Source organism: Qipengyuania flavescens (assembly GCF_029688735.1).
Lineage (GTDB): Bacteria > Pseudomonadota > Alphaproteobacteria > Sphingomonadales > Sphingomonadaceae > Qipengyuania.
The window spans coordinates 300,679-316,185 of sequence record NZ_JARULD010000001.1 but is presented as its reverse complement, the minus strand read 5'-3'; the positions used below and the strand labels follow the sequence as shown (position 1 = coordinate 316,185).

The following is a 15,507-nucleotide window of genomic DNA, read 5'->3' as shown; positions in this document are numbered from 1 at the left end:
GGACAAAGGGCAACACGAATGGCAGACCAGGCGGTCATGGATATCGTTTCGGTTCCGCAAGCGATTGCGTGGCAGGCCGAACATGCGGAAAAGAACGGTGCCCCCGGAACGGCGCGGATCGTCCGCGCCCTGCTCGCGCTGGAGGACAGCCAGGCTGCGACCGCGCGCCGTATTAACGGCTGGCAAGGGCTGAGCCTGCGCGACGCCATGCCGCTGCGGATCGCGGGCGGCATTCACAACCTCCTGCTGACGGGCGAGGAGCCGCGGCTCGAGGATGTCTATGCTGGTCGGATGAGCGACCAGGGGCAGGTCGATACGCTGGTGCGCGAACTGGTCGAGACTTACGATGCGCGGCTGATGCCGTGGCTGGACGGGCCGCCGCAGACGAACGAGGCGGGCCGTTCTGCGAGCCTGATGGCGGGGCTGCTGTGGCTGACCGATGGCCGGGTCGCGCCGCAATTCGAGCTGCTGGAGATCGGCGCGAGCGCGGGCATCAACACAATGATGGGGCGCTATCGCTACGATCTCGGCGGTGTTCGGGTGGGGCCTTCGGCGAGCAGGATGGTCATCGAGCCGGACTGGCGCGGATCGCCGCCGCCGGAGAGCGAGCCTGCATTCGTCGATGCGCGCGGCAGCGATATCGCTCCAGTCGATCTCTCTGACGAAGCGCAGGCGCTGCGCCTCAAGAGCTACGTCTGGCCCGAGGCGTTCCAGCGCATGGCGCGGATCGATACCGCCATTGCCCTGGCCGAGCGAATGTCGCCGGAGATCGAGCGGATGGACGCGGGCGACTGGGTCGAGCAGGAGCTGACCAAGCCGCAGGACGAGGGCGTCACTCGCGTGCTGACGCATTCGATCATGTGGCAATATCTGCCCGATTTCACGCAAGAGCGGATCACTGCTGCGATGGAACAAGCAGGAGCTGCTGCCGACGCCGACCGCCCGCTCGCCTGGCTGTCGCTCGAAACAAATCGCGAGACTTTCGCGCATGAGTTGCATGTGCGTTACTGGCCCGGTGGCGAGGAGGCAATTCATCTCGCCAATGCCCATGCGCATGGCGAATGGGTGGAGTGGCTCGGCTAGTCGGTCCGTTCGAGAAACTCGGCCAGCGCCCGATTATAGGCCTCGGGCGCTTCCCACTGTACGAAATGGCCGCAGTCCGGAATGCGGACGATCTCGGGATTGTCGATGACGGTATCGAGATCGTCGAGATTAGCGGGCGGCAGTGCCTGATCGTCCATCGCCCAGATGACCAGCGTGGGAATCGTCAGCTTGGCCAGGGGGAAGGGCTGGTAGTCTGCTGGTAGCTCGTATGGGGCATCGAGCGGGAGGACCTCCATCGGACTAGCGCGATAATAATTCAGCATCCCCATCGCCGCATCGGGATCGGACCAGTCCTGTAGCAGCCGGGCCTGCTCTTCGGGCTCCATGGTGGAGGCGACCTCGCGGCCTTCGAAAGCCTTCATCAGGACGGGGAGGAGGCCATGCTCGCGGATCAGCGGATCGTTGGCTGTGTCGCGGAACGTCGAGAAATACTGGCTGGCCTCCCGCTGTGCCCGGTTAGTGTAGAGCAGTTTCGGAAACAGCACGGGATGCGGTGCATTGGCGATTGCCGCGCGCGTCACGCGGCCGTTCATCATCCCGGCATAGGCGACGCCCCAGGCGATCGCGCCGCCCCAATCGTGGCCGACGATGGTGAAGCGGTCGATCTCCATCACATCGGCGAGCGCGAAGACGTCACCGATCAGCTTGTCCGGTGTGTAGGCCTCGACTTCCTGCGGTTTGGACGAACCACGATAGCCACGCTGATCGGGCGCGATGCAGCGATAGCGGTCGGAGAATGCCGGGATCTGGTTGCGCCAGGTTCGATGGCTTTCGGGAAAGCCGTGGAGGAAGATCAGCGCCGGGGCGTCGCGTGGCCCCTTATCGACGACGTCCAGCTCGATTCCGTTGGCAAGTGTGACGCGCTTCTGCTCCAGCCCGGTCATCAGCCCTCGGCCTTCATCTTTTCCATGTAGCCGCTCGCAACCATTGCCGCGACCTGGTCGAGCAACTGCTCCGGGGTACGGCGCGCCTCGCCCATCGCCTGTTCCATGCCCTGTGCCACGATCACTTCGCGCTCGCCCTTGGCTACGGCATCGACGATCCACTTTGCGGCCTCGCCCGGCGGAATGCCGTTGTCGATCACCGAATCCGAGCGCCCGCGCTTGCTGCCGTCTGAGGTGAGGGCATTGCGGCTGACATCGGTGGCAACCGATCCGGGGTAGATGACATGGACCTGCACATCGCTCTGCGAGAGTTCGGCGCGCAGCGCGTCCGCATATCCCGCAAGCCCGAATTTCGCCGCGCAATAGGCCGTTCGCATCGGCACGCCGACCTTGCCGGCGATCGAACTGATGAACAGCAGGTGCCCGCTGCCGCGCTCGGTCACATGCGGCAGCAGTGCCTGTGTCGCGGCAATCTGCGCCGTGAGGTCGATGTCGATGATCTCGCGATAGACCTGCATGTCGGTGTCGACTGCCGCGCTGCGCTGGGACACGCCGGCATTTGCCACGAAGATATCGACGCCGTTCCAGGCTGCAGCTTTGTCGGTCGCGTCCTTCATGGCGTCATCGTCGCGCACGTCGAAGGGCAGAATGAGCGTCTCGGTAGAGATGCTGTCCGCGACCTCGGCCAGCCGCGCCTCGTCGCGACCCGAGAGAATAACCCGCGCGCCCCGGTGTCCCCATTCGCGCGCCAGTGCTGCGCCGATGCCGCTGCTCGCGCCCGTGATCCAGGCGGTCTTGCCTTCGAAGTTCATATAATCCCCCTCAAGGATAGGTTACGGTTTTCGGTGCGCCATCGGGCAGCGGAATTCGCTCTTCGCTATCGCCCGGCACGTCGGCGAAGCGTCCTTCGCGCCAGTCTTCCTTGGCCTGCTGAATACGGTCGCGGCTGGAGCTGACGAAGTTCCACCACGCATGGCGTTGCGTTTCGAACGCCTCGCCACCGAGCAGCATGACCCGCCCGCCGGACTTGCTTTCGAGGGTCATATCGCGCCCCGGCTGAAGAACGTTCAGCGCAAACTTATCGAGCTTGTGCCCATCGAGTTCCGCCTCGCCGCCCACCAGCATGACGGCGCGTTCGTCCGCCTCGTCCTCGATGGGGATCGCGCCGCCTGCTTCGAGCACGATTTCTGCGTAGATCGTGTCTGCATAGGTCGTCGTGGCAGCTCGTTCGCCCCACAATTCGCCCATGATCACCACGGCCTTCGCGCGGCCATCTTCAATTACGGGAAGATCCTTCATGGCTTCGAAAGCCGGGTCGATCTCTTCGCGTCCGTCAGGCAGGGCGAGCCAGGTCTGCATGCCGTAGAGCTTCGGTCCTGCGCGGCGTTCCTCTTCGGGCGAGCGTTCCGAATGAACAATACCCTTGCCCGCCGTCATCAGGTTTACCTGACCCGGCCGGATGGTCGAGAAACTGCCGATGCTGTCGCGGTGGTCGATCGCGCCTTCGAACAGCCAGGTGACGGTTGCGAGGTTGATATGCGGATGTGGGCGCACGTCCATCCCGCTACCAAGGTCGAGTTGTGCCGGCCCGAACTGGTCGACGAAAATGAAGGGGCCGACCATCGATCGTGCCTTCGCCGGAAGCACGCGGCGCACCTTGAACTGGCCGAGATCGTGAGTGGTTGGGGTCAGGGTCTCGGTGATCTGGCTCATGCGGCGTCCAGCTCCTCGTAATGGCGGAAGATGCCATCCTCATTGAAGGGGATACGCGCCTCGCTGTCCAGATAGCTTGCTACGCCTTCGATTTCTGCCACCGCGTCGCGGCAGGCCATGAGCTTTGGGTAGTCGTCGTTGACGGCGGCCATCCGGAGCGGGAAAGCATAGCGCAGACCTTCGACCAGCTGGAACAGTGAGGTGTCGACGTGGCTCCATTTTGCGCCCGCCATGAAAGGTTCCGGTTTGACGGACAGGGCCGCTTCGAAATGATCGAGGTATTTCGGAACGCGCTCTTCGCGAAATGCCTTGGCGGCACGCTTTGCCGCATCCTTCTGGTCGTCGAAATACAGGCCGCTCGCCACAGGGTGATGAGTGTCGTGCACCTCGGCGACGATATCCGTGATCGTGAGCTGCAACTGGATCAGGTGGAGATCGGTCGCCGGATCGCTGGTACCCAGATCGTGCTTGTCGGTCAGCCAGGTGAGAATATGCGCGACCTGAGCGATAGCGAAGCCGCTCTCCCGCTCGACCAGATACGGCGGCGCATAAGGCGCGAACTGGCCGCTCTTTTCGCGCGCCTCCATATCTTCGACCAGCGCCCGCGCATCACCGGTTCGCGCCCGGTCGCGGTATGGAATCCCGGCGGCTGCCATGAATAGACGCACGAACTCGCCGCGTCCCTGGATCGATGGCCAATACCAGAGATCGTAGGCGGGCGACGTCATGGCGTCGGCGCCGAGGCCTGAATGGCGAGCGCATGAACCCGCTCGCCAGGAATGTCGCCCAGCGCCTTGTTGACCATCCGCTGGCGTTCGAGCCGGGACTTCTCGGCGAAGGCCGCCGCCTCGATGACGATGGTAAAGTGCGACTCGCCGCTGCCGTCGTCGCCCGAATGCCCGTGGTGCTTGGCGCTGTCGTTGATCACTTCCAGCCGCGTGGGCTCGAAAGCCTCCGTCAGAAGCGCTTCCATTTCTTGCTGTACTTTTCCGGCCATTGGGCAATTTCTCCTCTTGCGGGGTTTGCATGGCGAGCATCGCTCCCCATTCTACAACGAATGCGCCAGACGAGGTTCCACGGACGATACGAAGATACCGGCAGGGTCTGCGCCCACCCCACTTGCGAGGAGCCCGGCGAATTTCGCGCCCCCGGTGGCCGCGGGCACGGTTTCGACGGACCTGGCGAGTGGCAATGGCTGTGCCTCGATCACGTGCGCGAATTCAACGCGGGATACGACTGGTTCGAAGGCATGAGCGCGGAGGAAATCTACCACGCGCAGGCTCCGGGTGCGGGCTGGCGGACCGAACAACCGGCGTACCGCCCGACCGCCGGTGTCGACGGCATGCCGCGCTGGGCCGATTACGACGATCCGCTGGACGCAATCTCCGCGCGGGCGGCAGGTATCCGCAGCCGCGCGCGGCGCGAAGCGGAGATGGCGATGGATGGGCGCTTCAGCCGCGAAGAGGCCGAAGCGCTGGAGACCATGGGTCTCGGCACGAACATCGACCGCCAACGGCTGCGCCGCCGCTACTCCGAGTTGGTGCGCCGTTACCACCCGGATCGTAACGGCGGGGACCGGCGCCACGAAGCGCGGCTTGGCCGGGTGGTGGAAGCCTACCAGTTGCTCAGGAAATCGCGCGCGATCGCGTAATCAGTCCGCCTCGCACAAGGCCTTGAGCTGATCCGCGCAGGCACTCCAGCCTTCCTCGAAGCCCATGTCCGCATGCTGCTTCATCGCTTCTTCGGTCCAGTGACGCGCACGGGCGGTGTAGCGGGTGCCGTCGCCATCGGCCTCGATCACCCAGATTCCGATCATGAAGGGATCGGAGGGTTCGAAGTCAGATTTTACGGCGTCGGTCGTCACGAAGCGACGGCCCTCGTCCCATGCGAGGAAAATGCCCTCCTGCGGGATTTCCTCGCCGTCGGGACCGCGCATGATCATCGCGCTGCGCCCTCCAGGCCGCCTTTCCTGCGCGACCATCTCGATCGTCCAGGGCTTGGGGCACCACCATTCCTCCTGCCGGTTGGCGAGGACGTCCCACACCTTCTCGGGCGCTGCGTTAATTCTGCGGGTGATCGAGAGTTCGTGCATGGCAGGCATCCTTGAAATCAATCGTTAGCTTGCGATTGCGCGATCAGGTCCATGTCAATGGCACGGGCTTCGCGGCAGGCGTCGCGACTGGTCACGCGCTCGGCATAGCGGGCGAAGACATCGCGCTTCGGCATGGTGCCGAACTCAAGGCCCCAGGCGCACTGGCTGCCGACATAGATATCGGCCATGGTGAACCGATCGCCGCAAACATAGTCGCGATCCGAAAGTAGCGTTTCGAGTGCGTCCATGGCCCGGTCGAAAGTGCCGAAGCCGGCCATGCCAGTGTGTTCGTCCGCAATTTCCCAGCCCATCGCCTTGCTCGTCACCGCCTGTTCGACGGGGCCGGCGGCGAAGAACAGCATGCGGAAGTAATCCGCCTTTTCATGATGCTCGGGCAGAAAGCCGCGCTCGGGATGCATCTCGCCAAGATAGTGGCAGATGGCAGCAGCCTCACTGACGACATGGATGTGATCGCCGTCGTGATGAACCAAAGTGGGGACCTTGCCCATCGGATTGGCACTTAACAGTGCGTCCGGCTTGTTCTCCCAGTCGACCAGCTCGGTTTCGTAATCCGCGCCGACCTCGTGTAACGCCCAACGCGCGATCTGCCCGCGGCTCATTGGGTTGGTGAAGAAGGTATATTGCGCCATGGCTCAGGCTGTCTTTGCTGTCGCGGAAAAGATGGTTTCGAACCCGCCGAAGATCATCCGCTTGCCGTCGAACGGCATGTCGAGTTCTTGCCAGCGCTCGTCCGTTTCCATCGTGGCGAAACAGGCGTCGGCCGTCGCCTTGTCGGGCCAGACGATCCAGCTGAAGACCACGCTTTCTCCCTCGTCGAGAGAGACGGCCCGGCGAAGGTCGGTCTGCTTTCCCTCGGGAACATCGTCGCCCCAGTTTTCCATCATCGACAAGGCGCCGTACTCCTTGAATAGGACCCAGCCGGCTTCGGCTGCAGCGATGTACGCCTTTCGGTTGCTGTCGGGTACTGGCTGCACAAAGCCGCTGACATAGGTCATTCAAAACTCTCCTCATCCAACATGCGAGCCGGCTGCGACTCGCCATTTGCCAGACATCCTCCTTTGGGTTACAAAAAGCAACAATGAAGTTACCAAAAGAAACTAAGTCGGGTCTGGGCGTTCATGGTCGCTGGTATGACGATGCTTGCGGGACGGCCTTCGCGATGGAACTCATCGGTGAGCGCTGGTCGCTGCTCATCATCCGTGAACTGATGTTTGGCTCGCGGCGCTTCTCGGATCTGCGTGCCAGTCTGCCCGGCGTATCGGCCAAGGTTCTGACCGAGCGGCTGGCTGGCCTGTCAGATGCGGGGGTCCTGAAACGGCGCAAGCTCCCGCCACCCGTTTCCGCTCAGGTCTACGAACTTACCGAGTGGGGATATGCGGCCGAGCCGCTGATACAGGAACTTGGTCGATGGGCCGCAATGTCCGCGCAGCACGATCCGACGTTGCCGCTGTCGCCGGTCTCGCTGATGCTATCGATGCGCACCATGTTCGACGGGGCGAAGGCGCAAGGCATGGATTCGAAGATCGGGTTCGACATCGCGGGCGAGCAATTCGTAGCGGCGCTGCGTAAGGGCGCGCTTCAAATCTCGCGGGGCGAGGTGCGAGAGGCGGATGCGGTTTTTCGCGCCCCTGCCGCACCGGTCATGGCCGCTTTGCTGTACGCAGGGGTGCCGGTCTCGCAGCTAGAGAGACAGGGCCTAATTATCGAAGGTAACCGGGAGCGGGCGCTTGCCTATGCCGATATCTTCGAGCTGCCGGACAAGCTCGCCTAGTTCTGCCGGAAAGCCCAACGCAACGTCCGCCCCATGCCCCAGGTCGCCGCACGAGCGGGGATGCTGGCGAGGCCGGGGCGCTCGAGGCCTAGCATGGAGCGGGCGAAGGGCGGCAGGAGCGCGACTGCTTCTGCGCCCAGCATCGCCTGAACGGCAGGCGGCGAACCCTCGGGCTTTTGCGTCAATACCAGTTGCGCCACCTCTCGCGCCGCTGGCGAGGTCTGCAAGTCGCCGCGCAATCCGCGGAACAGCGCCTCCGCCTCGCGCCGGTCCAGCGGCACCGGATCGGCTCCCAGCGCGCGGGCGATGACGGCAAACTGGCGATAATATTCGTCCTGCTCGCTGCCCGGCATGTCGGGGCGAACATGGCGCAGGTAGCCGGCGAGGAAACTGGTCGCCTCGGCCACATGAACCCAGGCGAGGGTGCGCGGATTGGTCGCCTCATAGGGCGTTCCGTCGGGCAGCGTTCCGCCGACCTTTGCGTGGATGCGATTGACCCGCTCGATCGCCGCCATGGCGTCGTCGCGGTGACCGAAAGTGGTGAGGGCGATAAATCGCGCGGTGCGGCGCAGGCGCCCGTGCATGTCGGCTCGGAAATTCGAATGGTCGAGCACGCCCTGCAGCGCGTGGGGGTGCAGCATCTGCAGCAGCAGCCCGCGAATTCCGCCCACCATCATGCCGACGATGTCCGCATGCACCAGGCGGATCGGCGAATCCTTCTCGAACAATGCCTCGTCCGAAACCGGCACCGGCTGTTCGCCGCCCTCGACATCGTTGAACACGCCGCGCACCCGCTCGACCAGTTTGAGGCGCAGCTTCTCTGAAAGGGGGTCTTGCGGCATCGCCAGCCAATATAGGCTTGGCGCAGCGGATATAAATGCCTAGGTCGCGCAGGCGATGAACGACATGACCGACAAGAGCTTCGATGCCGCCGCCAAGACGGTGCTTGCCGCGCCCGATACCGAAGTCGATGTGCGCGAAACCTTCGGGATCGATATCGACTGGAAAGTCCCGGCCTTCTCCAAGCCGGACGAGCGCACGCCGGATCTCGACGAGAATTACGTTTTCGATCCGGACACCACGCTCGCCATCCTGGCCGGTTTCGCCCACGACCGCCGCGTTATGGTCCAGGGCTATCACGGCACCGGAAAATCCACGCATATCGAACAGGTCGCCGCGCGCCTCAACTGGCCCTGCATCCGCATCAATCTCGACGCGCATATCAGCCGTATCGATTTGGTCGGGCGCGACGCGATCGTCCTGCGCGATGGCTTGCAGGTCACCGAGTTCCGCGAAGGCCTGCTGCCCTGGGCCTTGCAGCATCCGGTGGCGCTGGTGTTCGACGAATACGACGCCGGCCGTCCGGACGTGATGTTCGTGATCCAGCGCGTGCTGGAGCAGCAGGGCAAGCTTACCCTGCTCGATCAGAACCGCGTGATCCGCCCCGATGCCAACTTCCGCCTGTTCGCCACCGCGAACACGGTCGGGCTGGGCGATACGAGCGGGCTTTATCACGGCACACAGCAGATCAACCAGGGCCAGATGGACCGCTGGAACATCGTTGTCGGCCTCAACTACCTGCCTGCCGAGACCGAGCAAAACATCGTCGAGGCGAAGAACCCGGACATCGATCCCAAGGTGCTGGCGGACATGATCAAGGTCGCGGACCTTTCGCGCCAGGGCTTCATCAACGGCGATATTTCGACCGTCATGAGCCCGCGTACCGTGATCACCTGGGCGCAGAACTATGCGATCTTCAAGGACGTCGGCTTTTCCTTCCGCCTGTCCTTCCTCAACAAGTGCGACGAGGAAGAGCGGATGCTGGTCGCGGAATATTACCAGCGGGTCTTCGGCGAGGACCTGCCGGAAAGCGTCGTTGGCAAGGGTTAAGGCTGCACCCTCTATCCATAACTGTGTTATTCGTTTAACACAGTAGACAATGGGCGTATTCGATTCCTTCAGACGCAAGCCGCAAGCCGAGCCCGAGCCGCCGGGCCATAGCGGCTATTACGCGACTCATGACGCGTTCGATTACGGCCAGTCGCCCTACGACGATTGGGACGACCGGCTCTCCAGTATCGATGATGCGATCGAAGCCGAAGAGCGCCGCCGTCTGCGCTGGTGGCAGCGGGCCTATTGGCTCGGCCGCCGCAAGCGCTGGTGGGCCGGGCGCATCGTGCTGGGGCTTTTCGCGCTGTTCATCCTGCTGGTCGGCTGGCTGGCGATCACCGCGCCGCTGTCCAAGTCGCTCGAACCGATTGCCCCGCCGCAGATCACATTGCTGGCTGCCGACGGAACGCCGATTGCGCGCAACGGGGCCATTGTCGACGAACCGGTCGACGTGGACACCCTGCCGCCGCATGTGGTGGAGGCCTTCCTCGCGATCGAGGATCGGCGCTTCTACGACCATTGGGGCGTCGATCCGCGCGGGATCGGGCGGGCGATCTTTACCGGTACGGGCGGCGGCAGCACGATTACCCAGCAGCTGGCGAAGTTCACCTTTCTAACGCCCGAACGCACGCTGACCCGCAAGGCGCGCGAGGCGCTGATCGCGTTCTGGCTGGAAAGCTGGCTGACCAAGGACGAAATCCTCGAACGCTACCTTTCGAACGCCTATTTCGGCGACAATGTCTATGGCCTGCGCGCGGCGAGCATGCACTATTTCTACCGCAAGCCGGAAAACCTGAAGCCCAACCAGGCGGCCATGCTGGCTGGCTTGCTCCAGGCACCATCCCGCTATGCCCCCACCAAGCATTACGACCGCGCGGAGCAGCGCATGGGGCTGGTGGTGAAGTCGATGGTGGCGGCAGGATATATCACCGAGGCCGAGGCGCGTGGGATGACGCCCCCGGCGCTCGATGTGCGGCTCAAGAGCGACTTGCCGACCGGCACTTACTTCGCCGACTGGGCACTGCCCGAAGCGCGCAAGGAGGCGGACGGTGGCTATGCCCGGCAAACGCTGACGACCACGCTCGACAGCCGCCTCCAAGCGATCGCGCGCGATGTGACGAACCGTGCGCCGCTCGGTTCTGCGCAGGTGGCGCTCGTCGCGATGCGGCCCAATGGCGAAGTCGTGGCGATGATCGGCGGCAAGGATTACGAGAAGTCGCCGTTCAACCGAGCGACGCAGGCCAAGCGCCAGCCGGGATCGACCTTCAAGCTGTTCGTCTATCTCGCCGCGCTGCGGGCCGGGTGGGACCCCGACGATCGCATCGCCAATACCGCGTTCACCCACGGCAGCTATCGCCCCAAGAATTCTCGCGATCGCTATTCGGAAAGCCTCACGCTGGAAGAGGCGTTCGCGCAGTCCAGCAATGTCGCCGCGGTGCGCCTGTTCGAAGAGGTAGGTAGCGAGAAAGTGATCCAGCTGGCGCGCGACCTCGGCGTCACCTCGCCGCTTGCCAAGGGCGATCCCAGTCTGGCGCTGGGTACCAATACGATGAGCCTGCTCGAGCTCACCTCCGCCTATGCCGCCGTGGCCGGCAATGCTTATCCGGCAGAGGCTCACGCTTTCGCGAAGCCGGAGCGCGGGTTCTTCGAGAACCTCTGGGATGGGCCGTCCAGTTTCTCGTCATCGACGCGTGACGAGATGCAGCGGATGCTGCGGGCAGCGATCAACGAGGGGACCGGCCGTGCGGCGATGCTGAGCGGTCCGAACTTCGGCAAGACCGGCACGACGCAGGACAATCGCGACGCGCTGTTCGTCGGCTATGCCGGCGATCTGGTGGTCGGCGTATGGATCGGCAACGACGATAATTCGCCGCTCGACGGGATTTCCGGCGGTGGCCTGCCGGCGCGCATCTGGCGCGACTTCATGAACCGCGCACTCGGCGTACAGGCGACCGGCCAGCCTGCGCCGCGCGAGCAGAGCGACCCGGGCACGCCCGTCGAGCCGCTCGATGTGCCCGACATCGGCGATATCCCGGTCGGCGATGGCAATTCGCGTATCCGGATACGCGACGGCGAGGCGGTGTTCTCGACCGAGGTCGACGGCATTCCGATCGATATCCAGATTGGCGAAGACGGGATCGGGATCGACGACCAGGCGATCGAAGAGGCACGTCGCCGGGCGGAAGAACGCCAGATCGAGGCCGAGGAGCGCTACGAGGAAATCAGGCGCCAGCGCGACGAACGCCTGCGAGATCTGGAGGATGCTCGCTTCTAGCCTTGCGGCTCCGCCATCAGCACATTCATGACCGCTGTGGCAATCGGGCGCTGCGGATCGTCCTGCCACGCATCGACCGTTAAGTTCGCGCTGCGCCGACCCAGCTTGGTGATCCGGGCTTTGGCGTATGTCGCCTGGCTCTTGCCCGCCGCCAGATACTGCACCGTAATGTTGATCGGCTTGAGCAGGGCCGAGCGATCCCGGCGCTCCAGCTCTGTCCGGAGCAGAGCATAGCCCGCCGTTTCCAGCAATCCCCCGGTCGCCCCGCCGTGATAGTGTCCAGGGCGACCTTCGACGGTCTCGTCGAACTCCACCCGCATGACGGGCGTGCCGTCGTCCTCCCGGCGCTCCAGCCGGATGCCGAGGGAGCGCGCATAGGGTGTCAGCGCATCCATATCGGTCGGTTCAGCCATTGGGCACCACCGGACCTTGCGGCGCAATCTTCATGAAAACAGCCTGGATATGCGCGACCGGATCCTCGGCATCGCCGTCATGGGCAAGGCCCCGGACGAAGGCGGCGCTGCGAGTCAGACGATAGCATTGCGAGCGACCAAAAACGCTGGCCCCTTCGCGAGCGGGGCGCACGTAATCCACTCTGAGGTCGAGCGTTGCGATGGCGCTGAATTCGTCCATCGTGCGCCAGATCGCCATGCCGCTGGCCATATCCATCAGGCTGAGGATCGGGCCGGAAGCGAGCACCCGCTGCCCCTCTTCGCCGAGCAGGTCCTCGCGCCAAGGCAGCTCCAGCTCCACCCAGTCGTCGCCATGGTCGGAATAGGTGAGGCCCAGCCAGCCCGAATGCCCGCGAGCGGTGAAGAACTTGGTCGCCTCCGCGGGATCGAATTTGCGCGTTTTGCCGGTCATCGCGCTGCCCAATAGCGCGCTATCATTCCGCATCAATTGATTTCATGCCCAATCGGCCTAGAACCCGCCGCCGGCCAGCGTGTCGATCGCGCTTTGCAGGATGATGGCGGCGGCGTGGCTGTCGATGCGTGCGGCGCGCTTGGCGCGGCTCATGTCCTGCGCGATCATCGCGCCTTCGGCACTGGCGGTCGACCAGCGCTCGTCCCACAGCAGCACCGGCAGGCCGAGCGCCAGCGCGATGTTGCGGGCATAGGCGCGGCTTGCCTGCGCGCGCGGCCCTTCGCTGCCGTCCATATTGCGCGGCAGGCCGATGACGACGCCCTTGATGCCGCGCTCGCTCGCCAGTGCGCGCAGGCTCTCGCTGTCTTTGCCGAACTTGCCGCGTTGCAGCGTCTTGCCCGCCGTCGCGAAGCGCCACTCGCGGTCGCAGGTCGCGATGCCGACGGTCTTGGTGCCGACATCGAGCCCCAGCAATGCGCCGCCATCGGGCAGCGCGTCGCCATATTCCAGCGCGTTGTCGGTTACGATTGCGCGGGCGTCCATGCCGTCACCCGCCGCACTACGTCATCCTGCAAGTTCTTCCAGAACAGCGGAATGTCGTAAACGTGATAATTCCCGCCCGGCAATACGCCCTGGCCCAGCTCGGGCGGATCGCCGATGTAGAGGATGCCGTTCTCGCCACAGCGCGCGCCGACGGCCCCGGCTACCAGCTCCGCCGTGGCCAAGCTGTCTTCCGGCACCAGCGTGCCGAGATTGGCGCTGGAAGGTGCGGAGCCGCCGGTCATGCCGGTCAGGGGATTGACACAGAGCACCGGGTCTTCCGTACCGCGTGGCTGACCATCGAGGCCCGGCATCTGGCTGTAGCGCGTGAGCAACTGGCCCGGATCGCCATCGTCCGCGAAGCTGAGGTAGCTGACGATGCAAGCGGACTGGCCGGGCGATGCGCAGGCGGGGAGGGGCAGGGCAGGCAGGTCGTGCGCCAGCGAAATCGGCCAGCCGGGAGCGTAGACGGCGGCAATGCGCGGCTCTAGGTCGGTTCCGGCAACGACATCGCGCAGCAGGCGCAGCACATGGGCCGCACCCTGGCTATGGCCGGCGAGCACGATCGGTTTGTCCGGTCCCACGCTCTCGACGAAATAACGAAACGCCTGCTCGACATCGGCATAAGCCGCATCGATGGCGCGCGTCGCTTCCTCGCGGTCGGTCAGGAAAGCACCAACCGCGGCCTGGCGGTACTTCGGTGCCCACACCTCGTCGGCGCGGTTGAAGGGACTGGCGAGGCCGCGCAGGAAAACGCGGGCAAGCTGGTCGGTATCGGCATCGTTCAGCGGCGCGTTCCAGTCACCCAGGGCGCCCTTGGTGTAGCTGGTTGGGGGCACGAAGAAGACCGCGAAATCGGGCAGCTCGCGCGGGTTTGCGACCTCGCCGGACTGCGAATTGATACCCACCTGAGGCGCGCCGCGGTCGAGGCTTTGCTCTGCGGCGGGCGCATCCGGGGATGGCGTGCGCTCCGCCGGATCGGGAGAAGTCTCCGCGACCGCCGGCTGGTAGCGCGCCGGATCGTTCGCGCCTAGACCTGGGCGTGAATACCACATCGCCGGGTCCTGATACGCGTTCTGGTCCAGCGGCTCTTGCTCGACAAAATCGCCGCGCGGCACGAAGGCGATCTCGGTCGCCTCGCGCGACCAGATGGACAGCGCGATCCCGCCGACGATGACCAGCACGATCAGGAACGAGACGATGTAGAGAAACTTGCGGACCATGCGTTCAGGCGTCCTTAGGTTCGAATGTCTTCACGTCGTCCCCGTCCTCCATCCGAGCAGAGCGGCGCTGCAAGGCGGTCTTGATCATCGCCAGCAGCGGATCGGCGAGCGCGATCCCGAGAATTCCGAACAACACCCCGAAGATCAGCTGTGCCGACAAGACGAGCGCGGGGGCGAGATCGACGGTCTTTTTCGCGATCATCGGAATGATGACGTAGCCGTCGAAGTTCTGGACCAGAAAATAGACGAAGATCGTATAGAGCCCCATATCGGTCCCGCCCGAAAAGCCGACCAGCACCATCAGCACGCCCGATACGATCGCGCCGATGTTGGGAATGAAGGCGAGCAGGCCGGTCAGCAGGCCGAGCAGGGCGGCCATCGGCACCGGATCAATGCCGATCAGCATGCCGCCGAACGCCAGCATGATCCAGGTGAAGAACCCCTCGAACAGCATGCCGAGCAAGCGCCCTGCCAGCAGGCGGCGCAGGGTCTTCGCCATGTGGCTGAAGGTGTCGTAAAAGGCATCGCGGTGGCGCGCCGGGATCATCCAGGCCGCTCCGCGCTCGTAGATGTCGGGATCGACGGCGAAATAGATGCCGATGATCATGATAAGGAACAGCGTCGTCAGCCCGCCGACGACGCCGCCGATGGCCTGCGTTACCGTCCCCACGCCGCTTGCCAGCGATCCCGCGAAGCTGCGAATATCGCCGGACTCGACCGCAAATCCCTTCGACTGCAGCCAGCCGATGGTGCGGCCGATCTGCTCGGTGACGATATCGGGGAACTGCGCCGCCTGCTGCGAGATCTGAGAACCCGCGAAATAGCCGAGCCAGATGAGAAATGCCGCGGTCAGCAACAACACGATGGCGATGCGGAAACCGCGAGCAATCGGCAGGATGCGAGCCAAGAGGCGCGCTCCGCCATCGATCAGCGCGCCGAACACCATGGCACCGAAGATCACGAGCAGCGACTGCGAAATGTAAACCGCCAGTACCAGCAGGCCGATCACGATCCCCCAGGTAAAGGCCTTCCCGATCTCGAGGCGCAGTGCCCTGCTGTCGATCCGGGTCGGGCTCCTGCCGAGGTCGCCGCGCTCGCTGTCAGACATCTTGTTTGCTCCCCTGTTCGAA

19 protein-coding genes are annotated in these 15,507 nt (G+C 64.2%); 5 read left to right on the top strand and 14 right to left on the bottom strand.

Features of this window, described 5'->3' with window-relative positions:
- The first annotated feature begins 18 nt into the window (after positions 1-18).
- Complete coding sequence (locus P8R33_RS01625; RefSeq protein ID WP_278327244.1) at positions 19-1,083, top strand: DUF2332 domain-containing protein; 1,065 nt, start codon at positions 19-21, stop codon at positions 1,081-1,083.
- On the opposite strand, the gene P8R33_RS01620 is transcribed toward P8R33_RS01625, so the two are convergent.
- Genes P8R33_RS01620 through P8R33_RS01600 form a run of 5 tightly spaced genes read right to left on the bottom strand, consistent with a single transcriptional unit; the run spans position 1,080 to position 4,698 of the window.
- A complete protein-coding gene (locus P8R33_RS01620) occupies positions 1,080-1,988 on the bottom strand; it encodes an alpha/beta fold hydrolase (protein ID WP_278327243.1) in 909 nt (302 codons plus the stop codon). The genes P8R33_RS01625 and P8R33_RS01620 overlap by 4 nt on opposite strands.
- Positions 1,988-2,800 carry an SDR family NAD(P)-dependent oxidoreductase gene (locus tag P8R33_RS01615; RefSeq protein ID WP_278327242.1) on the bottom strand — a complete coding sequence of 271 codons (813 nt, stop codon included), beginning with the start codon at positions 2,798-2,800 and terminating at the stop codon, positions 1,988-1,990. The genes P8R33_RS01620 and P8R33_RS01615 overlap by 1 nt, the downstream gene beginning before the upstream one ends.
- A gap of 10 nt (positions 2,801-2,810) precedes the next feature.
- A complete protein-coding gene (locus P8R33_RS01610; protein ID WP_278327241.1) occupies positions 2,811-3,701 on the bottom strand; it encodes a pirin family protein in 891 nt (296 codons plus the stop codon).
- Positions 3,698-4,429 (bottom strand): glutathione S-transferase, encoded by a 732-nt coding sequence (locus P8R33_RS01605; protein WP_278327240.1) that lies wholly within the window; start codon positions 4,427-4,429, stop codon positions 3,698-3,700. The genes P8R33_RS01610 and P8R33_RS01605 overlap by 4 nt, the downstream gene beginning before the upstream one ends.
- Entirely contained in the window at positions 4,426-4,698 is a 273-nt protein-coding gene (locus P8R33_RS01600) for a BolA family protein (RefSeq protein WP_278327239.1), read from the bottom strand. Before P8R33_RS01600 ends, P8R33_RS01605 begins: the two co-directional genes overlap by 4 nt.
- Positions 4,699-4,758: 60 nt before the next feature.
- On the opposite strand from P8R33_RS01600, the gene P8R33_RS01595 reads away from it, so the two are divergent.
- Positions 4,759-5,352, top strand: a complete 594-nt coding sequence (locus tag P8R33_RS01595) for a J domain-containing protein (protein WP_278327238.1) — start codon at positions 4,759-4,761, stop codon at positions 5,350-5,352.
- Here the strand turns inward: P8R33_RS01595 and P8R33_RS01590 are convergent, their stop codons facing one another.
- Genes P8R33_RS01590 through P8R33_RS01580 form a run of 3 tightly spaced genes read right to left on the bottom strand, consistent with a single transcriptional unit; the run spans position 5,353 to position 6,809 of the window.
- On the bottom strand, positions 5,353-5,793 hold the full coding sequence (locus P8R33_RS01590; protein ID WP_278327237.1) for an SRPBCC family protein: 441 nt from the start codon (positions 5,791-5,793) through the stop codon (positions 5,353-5,355).
- A 17-nt stretch (positions 5,794-5,810) separates the two neighbouring features.
- Entirely contained in the window at positions 5,811-6,443 is a 633-nt protein-coding gene (locus P8R33_RS01585; RefSeq protein WP_278327236.1) for a glutathione S-transferase family protein, read from the bottom strand.
- Positions 6,444-6,446: 3 nt separating this feature from the next.
- Positions 6,447-6,809 carry a DUF1428 domain-containing protein gene (locus P8R33_RS01580; RefSeq protein ID WP_278327235.1) on the bottom strand — a complete coding sequence of 121 codons (363 nt, stop codon included), beginning with the start codon at positions 6,807-6,809 and terminating at the stop codon, positions 6,447-6,449.
- Between the two features lie 83 nt (positions 6,810-6,892).
- Between P8R33_RS01580 and P8R33_RS01575 the strand changes: the two genes are divergently transcribed.
- Positions 6,893-7,585 (top strand): winged helix-turn-helix transcriptional regulator, encoded by a 693-nt coding sequence (locus P8R33_RS01575; RefSeq protein WP_278327234.1) that lies wholly within the window; start codon positions 6,893-6,895, stop codon positions 7,583-7,585.
- On the opposite strand, the gene P8R33_RS01570 is transcribed toward P8R33_RS01575, so the two are convergent.
- On the bottom strand, positions 7,582-8,427 hold the full coding sequence (locus P8R33_RS01570) for an oxygenase MpaB family protein (protein WP_278327233.1): 846 nt from the start codon (positions 8,425-8,427) through the stop codon (positions 7,582-7,584). The two genes, P8R33_RS01575 and P8R33_RS01570, sit on opposite strands and share 4 nt — an antisense overlap.
- Positions 8,428-8,482: 55 nt before the next feature.
- On the opposite strand from P8R33_RS01570, the gene cobS reads away from it, so the two are divergent.
- Together cobS and P8R33_RS01560 are read left to right on the top strand one after the other, a co-directional pair.
- A complete protein-coding gene (cobS, locus tag P8R33_RS01565; protein ID WP_278327232.1) occupies positions 8,483-9,475 on the top strand; it encodes a cobaltochelatase subunit CobS in 993 nt (330 codons plus the stop codon).
- A 49-nt stretch (positions 9,476-9,524) separates the two neighbouring features.
- The gene (locus P8R33_RS01560) at positions 9,525-11,750 is read left to right on the top strand and encodes a transglycosylase domain-containing protein (protein ID WP_278327231.1); all 2,226 of its coding nucleotides are present in this window, start codon (positions 9,525-9,527) and stop codon (positions 11,748-11,750) included.
- Here the strand turns inward: P8R33_RS01560 and P8R33_RS01555 are convergent.
- From P8R33_RS01555 to P8R33_RS01535, 5 genes are read right to left on the bottom strand one after another with little or no spacing between them, the layout of a single operon-like run.
- On the bottom strand, positions 11,747-12,163 hold the full coding sequence (locus P8R33_RS01555; RefSeq protein ID WP_278327230.1) for a PaaI family thioesterase: 417 nt from the start codon (positions 12,161-12,163) through the stop codon (positions 11,747-11,749). The two genes, P8R33_RS01560 and P8R33_RS01555, sit on opposite strands and share 4 nt — an antisense overlap.
- Complete coding sequence (locus P8R33_RS01550; RefSeq protein ID WP_278327229.1) at positions 12,156-12,614, bottom strand: PaaI family thioesterase; 459 nt, start codon at positions 12,612-12,614, stop codon at positions 12,156-12,158. Before P8R33_RS01550 ends, P8R33_RS01555 begins: the two co-directional genes overlap by 8 nt.
- Positions 12,615-12,671: 57 nt before the next feature.
- Complete coding sequence (gene ruvX, locus P8R33_RS01545; RefSeq protein ID WP_278327228.1) at positions 12,672-13,157, bottom strand: Holliday junction resolvase RuvX; 486 nt, start codon at positions 13,155-13,157, stop codon at positions 12,672-12,674.
- Positions 13,136-14,377, bottom strand: coding sequence for a DUF3089 domain-containing protein (locus tag P8R33_RS01540; RefSeq protein ID WP_278327227.1), 1,242 nt, complete (start codon positions 14,375-14,377; stop codon positions 13,136-13,138). Before P8R33_RS01540 ends, ruvX begins: the two co-directional genes overlap by 22 nt.
- Before the next feature lie 4 nt (positions 14,378-14,381).
- Positions 14,382-15,485, bottom strand: a complete 1,104-nt coding sequence (locus tag P8R33_RS01535) for an AI-2E family transporter (protein WP_278327226.1) — start codon at positions 15,483-15,485, stop codon at positions 14,382-14,384.
- Between the last annotated feature and the right edge of the window lie 22 nt (positions 15,486-15,507).